Source organism: Microvirga sp. RSM25, from assembly GCF_044784385.1.
Lineage (GTDB): Bacteria > Pseudomonadota > Alphaproteobacteria > Rhizobiales > Beijerinckiaceae > Microvirga > Microvirga tunisiensis.
The window spans coordinates 308,466-326,064 of the sequence record NZ_CP173039.1; the positions used below are offsets into that span (position 1 = coordinate 308,466).

The 17,599-nt window shown below is 64.9% G+C and carries 14 protein-coding genes; 5 read left to right on the forward strand and 9 right to left on the reverse strand.

What is annotated here, in order from left to right; genetic code table 11:
- The first annotated feature begins 103 nt into the window (after window positions 1-103).
- Both ACD578_RS01465 and ACD578_RS01470 read left to right on the forward strand, forming a co-directional pair.
- Window positions 104-643: a hypothetical protein gene (locus ACD578_RS01465; RefSeq protein WP_404290235.1), complete on the forward strand. Its 540-nt coding sequence runs from the start codon at window positions 104-106 to the stop codon at window positions 641-643.
- A 178-nt stretch (window positions 644-821) separates the two neighbouring features.
- Complete coding sequence (locus ACD578_RS01470; RefSeq protein ID WP_404293638.1) at window positions 822-1,826, forward strand: Bug family tripartite tricarboxylate transporter substrate binding protein; 1,005 nt, start codon at window positions 822-824, stop codon at window positions 1,824-1,826.
- Window positions 1,827-1,853: 27 nt separating this feature from the next.
- On the opposite strand, the gene ACD578_RS01475 is transcribed toward ACD578_RS01470, so the two are convergent.
- From ACD578_RS01475 to ACD578_RS01485, 3 genes are all read right to left on the reverse strand, one after another.
- Window positions 1,854-2,114 (reverse strand): hypothetical protein, encoded by a 261-nt coding sequence (locus ACD578_RS01475; RefSeq protein ID WP_404290237.1) that lies wholly within the window; start codon window positions 2,112-2,114, stop codon window positions 1,854-1,856.
- Between the two features lie 313 nt (window positions 2,115-2,427).
- The gene (locus ACD578_RS01480; protein WP_404290239.1) at window positions 2,428-3,576 is read right to left on the reverse strand and encodes a glycerophosphodiester phosphodiesterase; all 1,149 of its coding nucleotides are present in this window, start codon (window positions 3,574-3,576) and stop codon (window positions 2,428-2,430) included.
- Window positions 3,577-3,796: 220 nt separating this feature from the next.
- Complete coding sequence (locus ACD578_RS01485) at window positions 3,797-5,671, reverse strand: calcium-binding protein (protein WP_404290241.1); 1,875 nt, start codon at window positions 5,669-5,671, stop codon at window positions 3,797-3,799.
- Between the two features lie 708 nt (window positions 5,672-6,379).
- On the opposite strand from ACD578_RS01485, the gene ACD578_RS01490 reads away from it, so the two are divergent.
- A complete protein-coding gene (locus ACD578_RS01490) occupies window positions 6,380-7,663 on the forward strand; it encodes an epoxide hydrolase family protein (RefSeq protein WP_404290243.1) in 1,284 nt (427 codons plus the stop codon).
- A gap of 182 nt (window positions 7,664-7,845) precedes the next feature.
- Here the strand turns inward: ACD578_RS01490 and hmpA are convergent, their stop codons facing one another.
- From hmpA to ACD578_RS01510, 4 genes are all read right to left on the reverse strand, one after another.
- Window positions 7,846-9,057 (reverse strand): NO-inducible flavohemoprotein, encoded by a 1,212-nt coding sequence (hmpA, locus tag ACD578_RS01495; RefSeq protein WP_404290245.1) that lies wholly within the window; start codon window positions 9,055-9,057, stop codon window positions 7,846-7,848.
- Between the two features lie 258 nt (window positions 9,058-9,315).
- Window positions 9,316-10,596, reverse strand: a complete 1,281-nt coding sequence (locus ACD578_RS01500; RefSeq protein WP_404290247.1) for a family 1 glycosylhydrolase — start codon at window positions 10,594-10,596, stop codon at window positions 9,316-9,318.
- A 248-nt stretch (window positions 10,597-10,844) separates the two neighbouring features.
- Entirely contained in the window at window positions 10,845-11,318 is a 474-nt protein-coding gene (locus ACD578_RS01505) for a VOC family protein (RefSeq protein WP_404290249.1), read from the reverse strand.
- 173 nt (window positions 11,319-11,491) lie between these two features.
- Window positions 11,492-14,032, reverse strand: coding sequence for an AMP-binding protein (locus tag ACD578_RS01510; RefSeq protein ID WP_404293640.1), 2,541 nt, complete (start codon window positions 14,030-14,032; stop codon window positions 11,492-11,494).
- 549 nt (window positions 14,033-14,581) lie between these two features.
- Between ACD578_RS01510 and ACD578_RS01515 the strand changes: the two genes are divergently transcribed.
- Window positions 14,582-14,854 (forward strand): DUF2312 domain-containing protein, encoded by a 273-nt coding sequence (locus tag ACD578_RS01515; RefSeq protein ID WP_213562749.1) that lies wholly within the window; start codon window positions 14,582-14,584, stop codon window positions 14,852-14,854.
- Window positions 14,855-14,938: 84 nt separating this feature from the next.
- Here ACD578_RS01515 and ACD578_RS01520 read toward each other — a convergent pair whose 3' ends face one another.
- Both ACD578_RS01520 and ACD578_RS01525 read right to left on the reverse strand, forming a co-directional pair.
- The gene (locus ACD578_RS01520) at window positions 14,939-15,529 is read right to left on the reverse strand and encodes a hypothetical protein (RefSeq protein ID WP_404290251.1); all 591 of its coding nucleotides are present in this window, start codon (window positions 15,527-15,529) and stop codon (window positions 14,939-14,941) included.
- Between the two features lie 57 nt (window positions 15,530-15,586).
- Entirely contained in the window at window positions 15,587-16,402 is an 816-nt protein-coding gene (locus tag ACD578_RS01525) for a hypothetical protein (protein ID WP_404290253.1), read from the reverse strand.
- 198 nt (window positions 16,403-16,600) lie between these two features.
- Here ACD578_RS01525 and ACD578_RS01530 point away from each other — a divergent pair, with 198 nt between their 5' ends.
- Window positions 16,601-17,401 carry a class I SAM-dependent methyltransferase gene (locus ACD578_RS01530; RefSeq protein ID WP_404290255.1) on the forward strand — a complete coding sequence of 267 codons (801 nt, stop codon included), beginning with the start codon at window positions 16,601-16,603 and terminating at the stop codon, window positions 17,399-17,401.
- The last annotated feature ends 198 nt before the right edge of the window (window positions 17,402-17,599 follow it).

Here is a 17,599-nt window from a genome sequence, read left to right on the forward strand (position 1 = left end):
AACGGGACTTGCCGCATGCGATCATGGGAATCCTGCGTTAGGTTAAGGGCGTTCCCAGGACAACACGTTCATTTCGCACGATATCGCGCGGGCACGATCCATTATGCTGCGTTTCCTCATTCTCCTCACCCTCGTTACCATCTTCGTTCATTTGTATGGACCGGTGCTCTTCAGCCGGGCTCCGCTGCTGAGCAAGCTGAAGCGAATACCGATCCAAACCGGTGTCTTCGCCATTCTGGCGCTCGCGACCGTCAACGGATTCCGTGGCGATCCGCAGGCCGCCGAGCCGCAGGTGTCCACGACGAAGCAGGCGCCGGACGTCGAGACGACAGCGGCCATCGCGCAGCCCGTCGCGCCCGAGCCCCTGCTGCCGAAGGACGCCGCGGCAGCCTGTGTCGAGCAGGCCCTGAGCGAAGCGCGCGCCACGGAAGACGTGGTCGGCCAAACCTGGTTGTCGTCCGTCGAAGGTTTTATCGAGACGGCTCCTGGAGAAGTGACGGTTCAGTTTGCCGTCGGGCCGAGAGCCGGCCCGCCGAAGGGGCCTCAATGCCGGTCCGAGGCACGCCTGACCTGTGCCGTCGCCGGTCGCGATGTCAGGCCCATCACGCCCGTTCACATGACAGGGGCTCAGATCGCCTGCTGAGGTGATCAGCACATGCCGGTCGGGGCATCCGGGCCGGAGAGATGCTGGTCGAGGAGAGCATTCCCGGCGCACGATCAAGCACAGTTCAACTCCGTACCGGTTTCCGGGCCATGGACATGGCCCGCCTGTCGGTTATGTGAGACTGCCATGGGGGGCTCCTTCCAGTCCCTTGCCCAACATGGGAGACATCATCGTGATCAAGACAACACGACGCCAAGCCGTTCTCGCCGGCGGCGCCCTTCTGGCCGCGACTGCTCTGGGTCTGGCCCCAGCAGCTGCTCAGACCTTCCCGACACGCCCGATTACCATGGTCGTGCCCTTCGCGGCCGGCGGCTCGACCGACGTGGTCGCCCGCATCATCGCCCAGAAGATGTCCGAGGGCTTGGGCCAGCAGGTGATCGTCGAGAACGTCGCCGGCGCCGGCGGCAGCACGGGCGCCGCCCGGGTCGCCAAGGCCGATCCCGACGGCTATACGATCCTGATGGGCACGGTGGCCACGCACGCGCTCAACCCGCTCATGCTCAAGCGCAAGCCCTACGATGCGGTGACGGACTTTACGCCGGTGTCGCTCCTGGTCATCGTGCCGAATGTGCTGGTGGTTCATCCCAGCTTGCCGGCCAAGACCGTGCCGGAATTGATCGCGCTGCTGAAGGCCGATCCCGCCAAGTACAACTACGCTTCCTCCGGCGTCGGCACGCCCCTGCACCTGTCGGGCGAACTCTTCAAGAGCATGGCCAAGGTGTCGATGCAGCACATCGCTTATCGCGGCTCCGGCCCCGCGTTGAACGACGTGGTGGCGGGCCAGGTGCCGATCATGTTCGACAATCTGCCGTCAGCCTCCGAGTTCATCCGCGCGGGCACGCTGCGGGGTATCGCGGTGACGACCAAGGAGCGGGCGCCGTCCTTCCCGGACATGCCGACCATCGCCGAGGGCGGGCTCGCCGGTTACGAGACCTATACCTGGAATGCCTTGTTTGCCCCACCCAAGACCCCGAACGAGATCGTCGACCGGCTGAACGCCGAAGCCCTCAAGGCCGTCAAGGACCCGGCCGTGCAGGAGCGGCTGAAGACCTTCAGCGCCACGGTGGTCGGCTCGACCCCGGAAGCCCTGGGCGAGCATGTCAAGACCGAGATCGCCAAGTGGACGCCGGTCGTGAAGGAAGCAGGCGTTCAGATCGACTGATCCGCTTCGAAGACGGCGGGCGCGACCTCAGTGCAGCGCGGACATGATGCGCCGGATGGTCGCCTGGAGGAGCTCGATCGCGGGCTCCTCCTGATCGGCGAGCATCGCAAGGGAGGCATCGCCCCGGCTCGCCATCGCCGTGTCGAGCACCGCGTAATAGGCGAGATCCCGGGTCCGGCCGCTAGTCTGATCCCGGAGAGAGCTGATCGCTTCGATGATCCCGAGCGACTGCCCGCTGCCGACGAGGTCGCAGGCCTTCTTCAGAACGCCGAGGACGGTGGTTTCCATGAGACATGCCCCTGTTCAGCCGGGTTCGACCCGGCCTGATCCCGTGATGGTGTCGGTCGGCCCAGGTGAGCCCGAGCCTGATGGGCAGAATATCATAACGACCCGGCCGCGAACCATGCGTTTTGTCGCGCCGGCCGCACGGTCCTGAGCGCGCCTGACGGGACACGGAAACGAAAACGCCCCGGCCCGTGACGAAGCCGGAGCGTTTTCGTGAATGCAGGTCCGATGCTCAATCCCTCAAGCGGCGCATCTTTCACCGCGGAAAACCGGGACCGCTTTTCGCGGGCGCGGCACTTCGGGTCCGCACGATGCGCTAACGCGCCTTCACGGCGTGATCGGTGAAGTCGCTGAAGAGGCCGTCGACCCCGAGCGCATAAAAAGCCTTGTATTCCGCCGCCGGCTCGCCCTTGAAGTCGGAGGTCAGGCGCTTCGGCTCGCTGCGGAAGGTCCAGGTGAACACCTGGAGGCCGGCGGCATGGGCATCCTTGACCACGCTCGACGGTTCCACGAGCACGCGGTCGCGCTCGTCGATCGCGCCGTCGCCGTTGAGATCGTCCGGCTTGCCGTCGTTGTTCCTGTCGACCTGCCGGCTCGCCAGGATGTACGGCTTCCACGGAGCGATGATGTCGGCATAGGTCTTGACCTCGGCCAGACCCTCCTTCGTCAGCAGGTCCTTGTTGGTGCGCTTGTCGCCGATCACCACGAAGTCATAGGGCTGCGCGTATGGCGCCTCCGTCACCATGTTGCCGTCCTTGTCGACATCGGCCCCGTCGACGAGCTGCGCCAGGCGCACGTCGATCCTGGTGTTCAGGTACTTGAGATTCGCGGTCTCGAAGCTCTGGATCACCACGGGCGAGTCCTTGGCCGTCCAGCCGGACTTCGTGAGCGCGGTGACGAGGCGATCCTCGATCGGCAGGCCCAAAGCCGCGTGGAAGGTGGGATGCTTGGTCTCGGGTGCGATGCCGACGGTGCGCCCGCGCGCCGCCGATTCCTTCTTCACCAGGTCGATCACTTCGTCCAGGGTCGGGATCTGGAACTGGCCGTTCTTGGACTGGTCGCGGTCCGCCATGGCCTGCTTGGCGCGCAGCTGCTTGATCTCGGCCAGGGTGAAGTCGCCGGCGAACCAATCGGTCGTGTCGACGCCGTCGACCTTGCGGGTGGTCTTGCGCGACGCGAATTCCGGACGGTTGGCGACATCGGTCGTGCCGCTCAGCATCGGCTCGTGACGGGCGACCAGCACACCGTCCTTGGTCACCACGAGGTCGGGCTCGACGAAGTCGGCACCCAACTCGATGGCGAGCGTGTAGCCCTCGAGGGTGTGTTCCGGGAGATAGCCGCTGGCGCCGCGATGGGCGACCACGGTGGTTCGTTCGCCGGTCAGTGTCTTCTCCTGGGCCATGGCGGGCCCGAGCAGCGCGGGCAGCGAGACGGCGAATGCACTCAATATCGCAATGGGCTTCATGGGATCCTGTTCCTCCTGGACCGGTCACCTGCCATTGAACCCGTGACATCCCGATGACGAAGATGCCACGGTCCTGGCGACCGGTTTGCGGACAAACGTCTCACAATTGGGCTGAGGACGGAACAGGTGGATCCAATGAAGTCTGACCGCCGCGTCGGCTGGATCCGAAGCCGCCACCGAGAGCCTCGGTGGCGGCTTCGTCACATGACAGGCGTGAACGTCAGAGGACGAACGTCACGTCATTGATATTGGTGATGCCCTGGAGCACCACGATGTCGTTGTCGCCGCCGGCAAGGGTCAGCTGGAGATTGCCTCCAACAACCGTGTTACTGGCCACGTCTGCGTCGATCAGATCCAACTCGGTTTCGCTGTAGCCGATAATGAGGTCCGTCTCCGTCACGCCGTTCGCAGTCGCGCCACCGAAGACGAATGTGTCGCCGCCGAGACCACCGGTCAGAGTGTCGTTCCCGGCGCCGCCATCCACAATGTCATTATCAGCATCGCCAGATATGGAATCGTTACCCGCACCGCCGGTTAGAGTGTCATTCCCGGCACCGCCGCTGATCTCCAGCGCAACGGCGATGTTCGTCTGGCCTGAACCGTCGATGGAGTCGGCTCCGCCCAATCCGTCGACGTCGACCCGTTCCACATTGGTGGTGTCGACGATGATGTTGCCGACATCGCGGGTGAAGCGGAATCCGCCGCCGGCGAGGTCGGCGATCGTCATGACCTCAGGGGCGTCCGAGCCGTTGAAGATCAGCGTGTCCGTGCCGGCACCACCGTCGAAGAGGTCGTTGCCGTCGCCCGGGTTCCAGGTGAAGCTGTCGTTGCCAAGACCGCCGGCCGCGGTATCGTTACCGGTGTTGCCGATGATGGCATCATTCCCCGCGCCACCCGTCAGGCTGTCGTTCCCGGCACCGCCGCTGATTTCCAACGAAACGGCGGCGTTCGTCTGGCCCGAGCCGTTGATGGTGTCGTTGCCGCCCAATCCGTCGACATCGACCCGTTCCACATTGGTGGTGTCGACAATGATGTTGCCGACATCGCGGGTGAAGCGGAATCCGCCGCCGGCGAGGTCGGCGATCGTCATGACCTCAGGGGCGTCCGAGCCGTTGAAGATCAGCGTGTCCGTGCCGGCACCACCGTCGAAAATGTCGTTCCCGTCGCCGGGGTTCCAGGTGAAGCTGTCGTTGCCAAGACCGCCGGATGCGGTGTCATTGCCTCGATTGCCGATCATCGTGTCGTTGCCGTCGCCGCCGTCGAGACTGTCGCCGCCGGCACCACCTAGCAGGCTGTCGTCGCCGGCACCGCCGCTGATGTCCAGCACGACGCCGGCATTGGTCTGACCCGAGCCGTCGATGGAGTCGTTGCCGCCCAATCCGTCGACGTCGACCCGTTCCACATTGGTGGTGTTGACGGTGATGTTGCCGACGTCACGGGTGAACAGGAACCCGCCATTGGCCTGGGTGGCGATCGTCATTCGCTCGGCGGCGTCCGAGCCGTTGAAGATCAGCGTGTCCGTGCCGCCGCCGCCGTCGAAAATGTCGTTCCCGTCGCCGGGGTTCCAGGTGAAGCTGTCGTTGCCTTCGCCGCCGAATGCGGTGTCATTGCCGGTGCCGCCCCGCAGCACATCGTTGCCGTCGCCGCCATCGAGGTTGTCGTTGCCGCTGCCACCCAGCAGGGTATCGTTGTCGCTGCCGCCGGACAGCCGGTCATTGCCGCTGCCGCCGTCGAGAGAGTCGTTGCCCCTGCGCCCGTGCAGACGGTCATGGCCGTTGTTGCCGAACAGCCGATCGTTGCCGTTGCCGCCGTCCAGGGAGTCCTGACCGTTGCCGCCGAACAGACGGTCGCGACCGTCATTGCCGAACAGCCGATCGTTGCCGCTGCCGCCGTCGAGCCAGTCATTGCCGCTGCGGCCCAACAGACGGTCGTGGCCGTTGTTGCCGAACAGACGATCATTGCCGCTGCCGCCATCCAAAGTGTCGTTGCCGCTCAGGCCGGACAGGCGGTCGTTGCCGCCTCTTCCGAAAATTCGGTCCGTGCCATTGGTGCCAATCAGATTTTCGCTACGTCCGCGGCCAAATATGAGTGCCATTCGATCCTCCCGTTACAGGGAACTTTGCTGATGGGACTTGGAGGCTTCTACTACGCCTTCTGCGGTACGCCTTTTGCAGTATGTGAACTTGTCTAAACCGGCAGTCATTCCTCTCGATAAGTATATATTGAACGAAGAGAGTTTTCGGAGGTGATCGTCTGTTAAAGAATTCCTGTCTTGCTTCGAGAGTTGCGCGGTTATTCGTAGCTCTTCAGATCTCAAGCGAGCGTGATTATCTCGATGTTACATGCGAGTACGCATCGATACTGGTCGAAGACATAGCGCGAGAATAAGTCCATTTAGCGTCGAACCGCGGCGCCCTTCATGAACCCGTCTGCAGGACGCGCCACCGAATGGTGCTGCTTGCTATGCGGGCCACCGAGGCGTATCCTCCCCGACCAATCAACGTCCCTGCGTTCGACCTGGCCTCCCGACAGGCCGCTTTTGATCGACAGCCTTGCCGACGTCGCTCCTGAACCGAGTGGTTGCGTAACCCGAAGGGGGAGGATCTGACAGCAAGAGCTGCAGACTCCCTTGAAATGCGCGGACTTGACCGCAAAGCCGAAGCCTTCATCGACGTGTGAGAGTGGTCCAGGAACGACTGCTCTGCGGTGGCTTGTGCATGCACAAGCCACGCGGCTCGCGGCTGTCCGCTCGTCAATCTCGAGGAACGTCACGTGTGGCGCCTCGAACGAATGGAGACAATCAATGTCGGAGCCATCATTACTGCCGAACCAGCCCGACCTTCAGGCTGCATCGGCGGCTGCAGCTGCCTTGAACATGCTTTCCGAGGACGTGACCAAACCAGCTGAAGGCGATGCCATCCGCCCCTTCCGCGCCGACATTCCGGAAGCGGACCTCGTCGACCTTCGCCGGCGCATCGCCGCAACTCGCTGGCCTGAACGGGAAACGGTCGCGGATGATACGCAGGGCGTGCAACTCGCGACGATCCAGAAGCTCGCGCAATATTGGGCAACGGAACACGACTGGCGCAAGGTCGAGGCGAAACTGAATGCCTATCCGCAGTTCATGACCGAGATCGACGGCCTCGACATTCATTTCATCCACGTGCGCTCGAAGCATGAGAATGCGTTGCCGCTCATCGTCACGCATGGCTGGCCCGGTTCGATCATCGAGCAGCTGAAGATTATCGAGCCGCTGACCAATCCCACGGCTCATGGAGGACGTCCGGAAGATGCTTTCCATGTGGTGATCCCGTCGATGCCCGGCTACGGATTTTCGGGGAAGCCAACCACGGCGGGCTGGGATCCCGTCCGCATCGCCCGTGCCTGGATCGTGCTGATGAAGCGCCTCGGCTACACGGGATATGTCGCGCAGGGCGGCGACTGGGGCGCGCTCATCGTGGACCTGATGGCGGTGGAGGCGCCATCGGAACTGCTCGGCATCCACACCAACATGGCTGGCACCGTTCCGGCCGATGTCGGGAATGCCCTGCAGGTTGGCGGTCCGCCGCCGGCAGGCCTCGCAGGCGAGGAGAAGAGCGCCTGGGATCAGCTCGACTTCTTCTTCAAGCGCGATGTCGCCTACGCCCAGGAGATGGGAACCCGCCCGCAGACGCTGTACGGGATTGCGGATTCACCGATCGGCCTCGCGGCCTGGATCCTCGACCACGACATCCGCAGCTACGAGCTCATTGCCCGTGTCTTCGACGGTCAAGCCGAGGGCCTGACGCGAGACGACATCCTCGACAACATCACGCTCTACTGGCTGACGAACACGGCGGTCTCTTCGGCTCGTCTCTATTGGGAGAACAAGCTCGCCTTCTTCGCCCCCAAGAATGTCACGATCCCGGTGGCCGTGAGCGTCTTTCCCAATGACATCTATGCGGCACCGCGGAGCTGGACGGAACGCGCCTATCCCAAGCTGATCCACTACAACCGGCTTCCCAAGGGCGGCCACTTCGCGGCCTGGGAACAGCCGGAATTCTTCACGCAAGAGGTCCGGGCGGGGCTCAGGTCCCTGCGCATGTAGTCGAAGCGTCGCGTGCGCGACGCCGGTCTCGTTATGGCCGGGCTCGTCCCGGCCATCCGCGCCGCAGGCGTGGAAACCCGTGGACACGGACGTTTGAGAACAACGCGGACGGCGTCACACGTCATCGTTGACTGTTGTGGATCCACGCCATCGCTGGGATGACACCGGAGAGAAGGATCATCTCAGGCCGCTGCCAGGATCTCGTCGGCAGGCCCGAAGAACTCGTAGTGGATGCGGTTCAACCGAACGCCGGCCAGCGCCAAGCCGCCCACGAAGGCGCGCAGGAACGGCCGCGGGCCGCAGAGGTAATAGCCCGCCTCGTCCAGCGGCGTGTTGGCGCGCAACCATTCGACCGTGATCAGGCCCTCGTGATCGTAGTCGGTCCCGGGCCGATCCTCCGGTCGCGGCTCGACATAGAAGGTCGTGGCTTTGATGTTCGGGTACGCTTGCGCCAGGGTCCTGACCCGTTCCTTCATGGCATGGGTCGCGCCGTTCAGGGTGCCATGCACGTAATGGACGGCCTTGTCGGGGTACCGGGCGGCAATCGTCTCCAGCATGCTCATCATCGGGGTCAGGCCGACGCCGCCGCTCAGGAGCACGACCGGGCGCGGCGATTCCTCGTTGAGGAAGAACTCGCCGGCGGGCGGCGCCACCTTCAGCACCGTCCCGATCTCGGCCTGATGCAGCCAGGTGGACGCGATGCCCTGCGGCTCCCGCTTCACGGAGACGCGATAGGTCTCGTCGTTCGGCGCGCTCGAGATGCTGTAGTTGCGCTTGAGCGGGTGCTGGCCCGGCACCTCGAGCCAGAAGGTGAGGTACTGCCCCGGCTGATGGCGCAGGACCGGCTGGCCGTCCTCGGGCCGGAGCACGAAGGAGGTGATGATCTCGCTCTCGTTCTGCTTGCTCTCGATCCGGAAATTGCGCCAGCCGTTCCAACCCCCGGGAGCGGTGGCGAGATGGGTGTAGATGGCCTTCTCGCGTCCGATCAGCACATGGGCCAGGAACCAGTACGCCTCGCCCCAGGCGGCCAGGATCTCGTCGGTCGCGGCGTCGCCGAGCACGTCCTTGATCGCGCCGAGCAGCGCCTCGGCCACATGCGGATAGTGCTCGGGCAGGATGTTGAGTCCGACGTGCTTCTGCGCGATGCGTTCGACCGCCGGGACCAGCGCCCCGAGGTTGTCGATGTTCTGGGCATAGGCGAGGATTGCGGTCGCGAGCGCCTTGGGCTGCGAGCCGGTCTCGCCGTGATGCGACTGGTTGAAGAGATCACGGATCTCCTCGTTCTGGAACATGCGTTCGTACATGCGCTTCGTGATCGCCAACCCATGCTCCTGGATGGCGGGAACGGTGGCCTTCACGAGATGTATGGTCGTGTCGCTGAGCGAGGTGGACATGGGATCATCCTTGACACTTCGTCGTGGGCGGACGGGATGATCGCAGACATACGAGGCATCGGTATGGCGCAATCCGTATGGTCGTCCCGTCCCTGAGGATGACTGACGGATACGCCGGGACGAGGTGGCCGGGAACTCAGATCATGTCCCTAAGGAGTTGTCCTGAGCACCACCGGTCGCAGCGCTCCGGCAGGCTCTCAAAGCTCCGCAATCAGGCTTTGCAATCGGCAAGCCACGAGTACCCATGGCCGTTTCCGGTCAGCACCAATCCTTGTCCGACGTCATCTTCATCTCATCGGCCGCTTTCTTGATGTCGGCGAGATCGACCGGATCGCTGAACGGGTCCTCGTCGAGTTCCGTCACCCGGTTCAGGCGCTTCTGCCAGCGCCTCAGTTCGTCGATGTAAGGCTGGAACGGAACCCGCTTCAGGCGGCCGCTCTCTTCCACCAGATCGCAGAGGCCGTTGTGCAGCCATTCGCCATTGTGCCAGTCGGGCATGTCGATGGCGGGGAACAGGCACACGCCGTGAAGATCGATGCCCTTGCGCACGGCGGCGAGCGATTCCTGGACGATGTCGCAGAGCCAGTCCGGCCGCCCTTCGCGCAGGCCGCTCGTCTCGCCCACGATCATCGGGCGGCGATAGCGCTCCCAAGCGTAGGTGAGCAGGTCGCCGAGCGGCCGGATGCGCTCGTCATGGGGCTCGAGCGATGCATGCGGTCCGTTCTCGCGATACTCCATCTGGCCGAACGAGTAGCAGTTGACCCCGACGATATCGAGCACCTCCGGCGATCCGCCGAGCTCAGGGTGGCGGTGTCCCGCGATCACATCCCAGGCGTAAAACGTGTCCACAAAGGTCTCGCGCTCCGCATCATCCCGAAGGTCCGGCCGATCCTTCGGCGCGACCACGAGGATGAGCGGATCGATGTGCACCATGCGTGCCTGCGGATCGACCTCGCGAATGGCTTTGACCGCCGCGATATCGGCCCGGCACAGGGCAAGCCGCAGCTTCTGCCGCTGCTCGTCCGTCTTGCCGAAGGGCGCGGTCCAACCCCATTCGCCACCCATGAAGGCGAAGAAGGTGATCTCGTTGATCGGCGTGAAGAAATGCGGGCCGCGGATCCGCGGCGTCACATACTCGGCCGCCGCTTTGGCATAGGCCGCAAAGCGATCGGCGAATTCGGGGGCGAACGGATCGGCATCGTCTGGATAGCCGTAATGGCACAGGTCCCAGATCGGCAGGATCTGGTAGCGGTTCATGGCATCGATGAACGGATCGAGGCCCGAGAAATCGTACGCGCCGCCCTTGTCCACGAAGGGCCAGGGAATCCCCTGGCGGGCGACCGCGATGCCGAGCGAGCGCAGGAAGGCGTAATCCTCGTCCACGTGCTCGCGGTGCTGCGTCTCGGCCACGAGATCGCGCCGGCCCTGATCCTTCCAGATGAAGGTGGAGCACTCGAAGCCCGACAGGAAGAAGGTCGGGAAGATGCCCGCCTGAACAGAGGTTCGTGCCGGACTTTCCGATGGTGATGGGGTGTTCAAGAAGATGTCCTCATGGCCAGCCGTACAGACCTATGTAGGCCCCTCCGCTCGATCGGGAACATGCGGAACCTGCTCGAGGGCGTTCCCCGCCTCCTCAAGGCGGATGGTCTCCCGAGGTTCGGGCCGTGAAGTTCGCCGACTTTCGGAATGTCTGGTTCCGTGAGATTGCTGCCCTCGGGCTCAGGTCTCAGGTGCGCCGGGAGCGGACAAGGGCTGGCAGCGATTTCGCCGCCAGCCGCGCTGGAGCATCAACCGCGCCGCGCCGCCTCGATCGCCGCGACGTCGATCTTCTTCATGTTCATCATCGCGTCGAACGCGCGTTTGGCTTGATCGCCGCCTGCCGCCATCGCTTCCATCAGTGCGCGCGGCGTGATCTGCCACGACACGCCCCAGCGGTCCTTGCACCAGCCGCACGCGCTCTCCTGGCCGCCGTTGCCTACGATGGCATCCCAGTAGCGGTCGGTCTCGTCCTGATCGTCGGTGGCGATCTGGAACGAGAAGGCTTCGTTGTGCTTGAACGTGGAGCCGCCGTTGAGGCCGATACAGGCCACGCCCGCAACGGTGAATTCGACCATCAGCACGTCGCCCTCCTTGCCGGACGGAAAGTCGCCGGGAGCACGGTACACGGCGCCCACCGCGCTGTCGGGAAAGGTCTCGGCGTAGAAGCGGGCGGCAGCCTCGGCGTCCTTGTCGTACCAGAGGCAGATCGTATTCTTCGCCATTTCGTGTTCCCTTCGTGTCGAAGCCAATAATCCGGCCTTTTCCCCGCCGCTCTTCCGAGACAGGCAGCGAACCGCATTTCTCCATCCGGATCAAGTCCGGGAGGTGGTGACGGGTGAGGATGTAGCCAGTGACGGTGTCATTCCCGAAAGAACGCGAAGCAACACGGCTTTGCTCATTTCTGTGGGATCAGGCCACCAGCGACGGAATCGATCCGCTGCCGCAGGTGCTTGACCAGAACCTCTGCGCCGATGCTGAGGCAGTGGTCGTGTCCCACCGACATCTCGATCACTTCAAGTTGGGAGCTGAGCCGCCGCCAGGCCCGGCCGTCGTGACCGGCTGAAAAGAAGATCACGGGCACGTCGAAGGGCGCCGGCCGGTACTGCGCCATCGCGGTTGTATACGGATGCCATCGTAGCAGGTGCAATCGTTGTTTATCGGCCTTGAGCCGCGCTTGCATCTTGGCGAGCAACTCGCCCGACGGCATTCTGAGAACCCGCTCCACTCGGCCGATCTGGTCATAGATCCGGCCCAAGTAGTGTGGCGACACAAGGGGCTTCAACAGCTTGAGCAACGTCCGCATCGCCGGGCGAGCGCTGACGGTCGGCGGGTCGACCATTGCAACCATCTCAACCCTGTGGCCAGCTGCGACCAACAGGCGGGCTGTTTCGAATGCCACCAGAGCGCCGTTGCAATATCCTCCCAGAAGGAACGGCCCGCTCGCGTGCTTCTCGAGAATGAGCGGCAGACGCTCGGCTGCCATCGCCTCGATGGACGCTGGAGACGGCTCGCCATACAATCCATGGGGATCGATGGTGATGATCGGCTGGTCGGGTCCGAGAAGCTGAACCATGCGCCGTGCGCCGAGGCCGCCGCTCGCGAAGTCGCCGTGAAAGAAGAACAGCGGGGGCCGGCTGCCATCAGCGTGGAACGAGTGCAATGGGGTTGCCGACACATTGATCTGCTCGGCAAGCCGCGGGAGAAGCTGACGGATCGTTTCCGCCCCGACCATGATCGCTTCCGGCACGGGATGGCCAATCAGGCGCTCGACCTCGATGAGCATTTCCGTCGCCAGAAGAGAATCGCCGCCGCTTTCGAAAAAGTCGTCGTTGTCCGACAGCGTCTCGGATTTGAGCAGCCTCCGCCACAGCATCAGCAGTTCGGCTTTTAGATCCTGTGGTGCTTTGGTCATGGCAGGCAGATGCTCCGCCGGTTCATGCAGCGGCGGACCGAGAATCCCAAGCATCCGGCGGCGCTGGACCTTGCCCGTGGTGCCCTTGGGCAGCTGCTCGAGGAAGTGGATGTGGCGGGGGATCTTGAATGAGGCCAGTTCACCCTGAAGAAACCGGCGGAGATCAGCAGGTGTCGTCATCGCGCCTGGATGCAGGACGACCGCAGCGGCGACGTCCTCGCCGAGGCGCGGATGGGGGACAGCGTAAGCGGCAGCCTCGGCGACCGCCGGATGGCGCACGAGCGCGGCATCGATCTCGGCGGGGGCGATTTTTTCTCCGCCACGATTGATCAGTTCACTCAGGCGGCCATGCAGGGAGAGATAGCCGTCCTCATCAAGACTGCCGATGTCGCCTGTGCGAAGCCAGCCGTCGACGAAGGCGGACCGATTGAGTTCCGGCGCATCGAGATAAGCGGTCATCACCGTGGGGCCGCGGACCCAAACCTCCCCCTGCTCGTTGGCCGGAAGCGGGCGCCCGTCCTCGCCAGAAATCATGACCGTGCCAGGCCAAGGTTGTCCGCAGGTCCCCGGCCTGCTCGGACCGGGCGGCGGCTGGTTGGAGGCGATTTGCGCGGCTTCGCTGGAGCCGTAATGCTCCAGCACCGGCACACCCAGGACCTGCTGGAGCTCGTCCCGCACCGCCCCCGAAAGCGGCGCGCCACCGGACACGACCATGCGCAGGGTATGCATCGCCTGCGCATCCACAAGACACCTCGCTTTGTCCAGCACGGCATTGTGGAGCGTTGGACCCGCCGAGTACCACGTCGGCCGCAGGACATCGAACCATTCAGCCAGGTCGACCGCGGCGGCATTCGTCGGCAGCGCGATGCTGCCACCGGTGAGGAGCGGCGTGAACACCGTCACTTTGAGCCCATGAGAATAGTACGGAGGCGAGACGCTCAGGCAGCGATCCTGCGCCGTAAGCCCGAACCACGTTTCGAGCCGCGCCGCCGCTGCCAGCATGTTGGCGTGGCTGAACGGAATCAGCTTCGGCTCGGCCGTCGTGCCGGAGGACTGCAGAATGAAGGCCGGCGAGCCTGGATCGGGTTCGGTGTCGATAGCCGGGGATGCGGAGAAAGGCACGGTCACGTCGAGCCCGAGCCGACCGTCTCCGATCGCGGCGGCTTCGAGGATGGGAAGCCTTTTCCGCTCCGCGGTCCGACGGGCTTCGGAGGCACTCCCGCGCAGGACGAGAAGAGCGTCGAGCCGCAACATGTCGAGCCGCTGATCGATTTCCGCCGGAGACAGTCGCGGATCGAGCGGGACCGCTGTGCTGCAGCAGGCCACCGCCACGATGGCGAGAATGGCCTCCGGGCCGCTTGGCATCAGCACCCCGATCCGTGTGTGGCAACCGAACCCGGCTTGGCGCAGCTGCCGACGGATCCTCTCCAGCTGTCGCTGCAGATCCTGGTAGGTCAGAGGCGGGAATGCGGGTGAGACGATCGCGGGCTGGTGCGGAACCCGCAGGGCATTCCGACCTATCACCTGACCCAAGGTGGGTTGTGCTCCAGGCCCTGCTCCGGCGGAGCAATCCGGGCCAGCCGATTTCTCGTTCTCAAGGAACACATTCCCCTCCCTGAACTCGGTACTCCCCCGGTGGATCGCCATGCGGTGCTGTCATCGCGAGACCGTGACGGCTCTCGAGACAGGCTGCACTAAGTCACTGCAATTCCAAAGATCTCCAAAGGAGCCTAGGTGGATCAAAGGGAGGATGATCCGTTTTGCAGTTGACGCGGGAACCGACCGAGATGAGTACCCCAGGAAGGCTGGTCGAATTTTAACCTATGTTATTTCCACTGCGCGGGAAGGTAGCGTTTGGGCCAAAGAGGATTAGCGGGTGAGGCCGCCCGGCGGTTCGCCGGCAATCCGTGACCTGATCTCGAGGCTTTCTCCCTAAATCCCCCCACCGTCCTTGAACCACCATTCGCGCACCTCCCAGCCGTAGCCTTCCTCGTGCCTCCACCCCGCCGCATTAACGGCGCGCTTACTCCGCCTGCCCGATAGTGCCTGTCACCCCAAGGCAAAGGAGAAGCCATGAGTGACGTCGTTGGAATTCCGGGCAATCGGATCCGCTCGTTCGTGGAGCGCATCGAGCAGATCGAGAACGAGATCAAGGAGCTGAACGAGGCCAAGAAGGAGGTCTTCTCCGAGGCCAAGGGCGAGGGCTTCGACGTGAAGATTCTCAAGGAGATCATCAAGCTGCGCAAGCAGGACCAGGACGAGCGCGACGAGCACGAGAGCCTGCTCGACGTCTACATGCGGGCCATGGACGAAGCCGGCCCCGCGCCGGTCGCCGAGGCGGCCTGACAACGCCTGAGAGCATCCGACAATGAGAAGGCCGCCTGCGACGAGGCGGCCTTTTTTGCGGTTCCGCGCGATGCGCCCGCCGCCTTAAGATTTTTTGCGCGAGGAGGTCCGCCCGCCGGTCCGGCTGGTGCCGTTGCCGCCGTCCTCGCCTGGCGCGCCCCTGAGCGCACCCGTCAGGACGTCACCGGCGGCTCCGATGGCCGCGGCGGCAACCTCCAGGGGAGCGGCCACGATCTCGGCCCCGAGGCTTCCGGCGGCCGACACGGCCCTGCGGCCTTCCTGCGCTCCACCGCCTTTGCCGTGCTCGCCGCCCCGCGGCGCCTCTAGCACGTTCGCCACGGCCCTGAGGGCCTCCGCCATCACGGCCCGTGCCTGCGGAGAGGTCAGAGTCGTTTCAAGGGTCGAGAGCCACGCCATCGGATTCAGCAGGCCGCTCTGCTGGCGGGATGCGGAGCGGCTCCGTGTCGTCGAGCGTGCCGATGAGCGCGATCCTGCGGAGGAGCGGGCTTTTGCGGGAACGGCCTGGGACTTCGTCGCGGAGCGCGCGCTGGCCTTGGGTTGCGCGCGCTTTTGTGCGCCAGTTCCTTTCCTGGCCGCAGATCGGGAGGCGGACTTCTCCGATGCCTTCCGGCTCCTGCTGGGTTGTGACGTTCCGTCCTTCTTATTCGTTGCCATCGTCAGCTCCTCTTACTCTCGAATCCGAAAGCCGGCCGCGCCGAGGAGCGGCCGATCTCACCCATGACAATGACAGCGAGTCCATTCGGTTCGCACGCACCGGCGATCGATGACGGGGAATCCTGTCACCGAGGGGTGCGGGCAGGTTCGTCGGTGGCGGCTCCGCCCCGGGTCAACAAAGCCGCCGGGCGATGCCGCGCAACGATCCGTCAACCGTTCCGTGTCGGCGCTCAAATCCCCCCCGCCGTCCTTGAACCACCATTCGCGCACCTCCCAGCCGTAACCTTCCTCTCGGTTGATGCGCTCGAGATGGGCGGCGAGCTCGTCGCGCAGCTCGTTGAGGCTGCGGCGGGGCTTGGGGGCGTCGAGGGCGCCGTCGGGCGCAGCCAGGGGCGGGCGGATGTGCTTGTCCATCTCGCCGAGCGTCCGGGTGAGGCGGGCGAGCGGCTGGAGGGAGCGTTCGGCGCGCTCGATGGGCTGGGTCTCCAGCACCTCGGCGTGGCGCTCGGCGAGGGTCCAGAGCCGGTCGACGATCTGGTCGCGCCGGTCGGCCGGCGGGGCGTCCCGGCGGGCGCTTTGCCCGGGCGGGGCGGGGCTCGGAGACACGGGGTTCGGGGTCTCGGGGTTCGTGGGCGCGGGGCTCGGGGTCTCGGGCCTCGGGGTCTCGGGCCGGTCCGGAGCCGCAGAATCGGCCGGGCGCCGCCAGCCTTCCTGGCGCGCATAGCGCGACACGGTGGTGGCCGACAGGCCCAGCGCCTGGGCGATCTGCCGGAAGGAGAGGGTGGAGCCCTCCACCCGCGCGCGCATCTCGGCGACCTGTTCGGGCGTGAGCTTGTCCCGGTAAAACGCGGACAGGGGCAGGACGGGCGGCATGGCTTTCGCCTCTTCGGACCAGAACAAAGAGTGAACAATATAACGGTCGCACGGAAACCGTCAAGGTCGGAAGGGGCGTCCGCAAGCGCGAGCGTTGCCGCGCCGGGCCGGGCGGCGTAGATTTTTCGGCAGGGGGTCTCTTGGGGATCTCGCAAGGGATCTCATGGAGACCTCTTGAAGGCGCGGAGGATCTGTCGGATGCCTGTTCAGCCGGGTCTTTGGAGCGGAAGCGAGGCTTACGAGCGCTATATGGGCCGCTGGAGCCGGCGGGTGGCCGCCCGCTTCGCCGACTGGATCGGGGCTCCGCCGCAATCGGGTATCATCGACGTGGGGTGCGGGACGGGCGCTCTCGCGGCCGCTCTGCTCGGGACCTGCGATCCGGCGCGCCTCGTCGGCATCGACAGCGCGCCGGCCTTTCTCGACGCGGCGCGGGAGCAGGTGCGGGACCCGCGCGCCTCCTTCGCCCAGGGCGATGCCCAGGCGCTGCCCGGGGCGGACGGCGCCTTCGACGTGGCCGTCTCGGGGCTGGTGCTGAATTTCGTGCCCGACAAGGCGGCGATGATCCGGGAGATGGCCCGAGTGGTGCGGCCGGGCGGAACGGTGGCGCTCTATGTCTGGGATTATGCCGGGCACATGCAGATCATGCGGCCCTTCTTCGATGCGGCCACGGCGCTCGATCCCCGGGCCCGGGAGTTCGACGACGGCGTGAAGGCGCCGGTCTGCCGGCCGGAGCCCCTGCGGCGGCTGTTCTCGGATGCGGGCCTCGAGTCCGTGGAGGTGCGCGCCATCGACATCACGGCCGAGTTCGCGGATTTCGACGATTACTGGACGCCCTTCCTCGGCGGAACCGGATCGGCCCCGAAATACTGCCAGTCCCTCGACGAGCCGTTGCGCGAGCAGGTGCGGGAGAGCGTGCGCCGGCGGCTTCCGACCGGACCCGACGGCGAGATCCTGCTGGCGGTTCGGGCCTGGGCGGCAAAGGGACGGGTCGCCGGGTAGGGGCCTCGGCCCGGGTCGCGCGCCCATCCGCCGGGGCGGCGATCGAGACCGGGCACGGGCTGTGACGCGTCACAGCCCGTCACAGCCCCGTAACAGCCCCGTAACAGCCCCGTCACAGCCCGTTTCAGGGGGTGTCACAGCCCCCGTTTCAGGTTGGCAGCCGTTTGCCGTGTGTTTCATCACCGCTGCAAGGGCAAT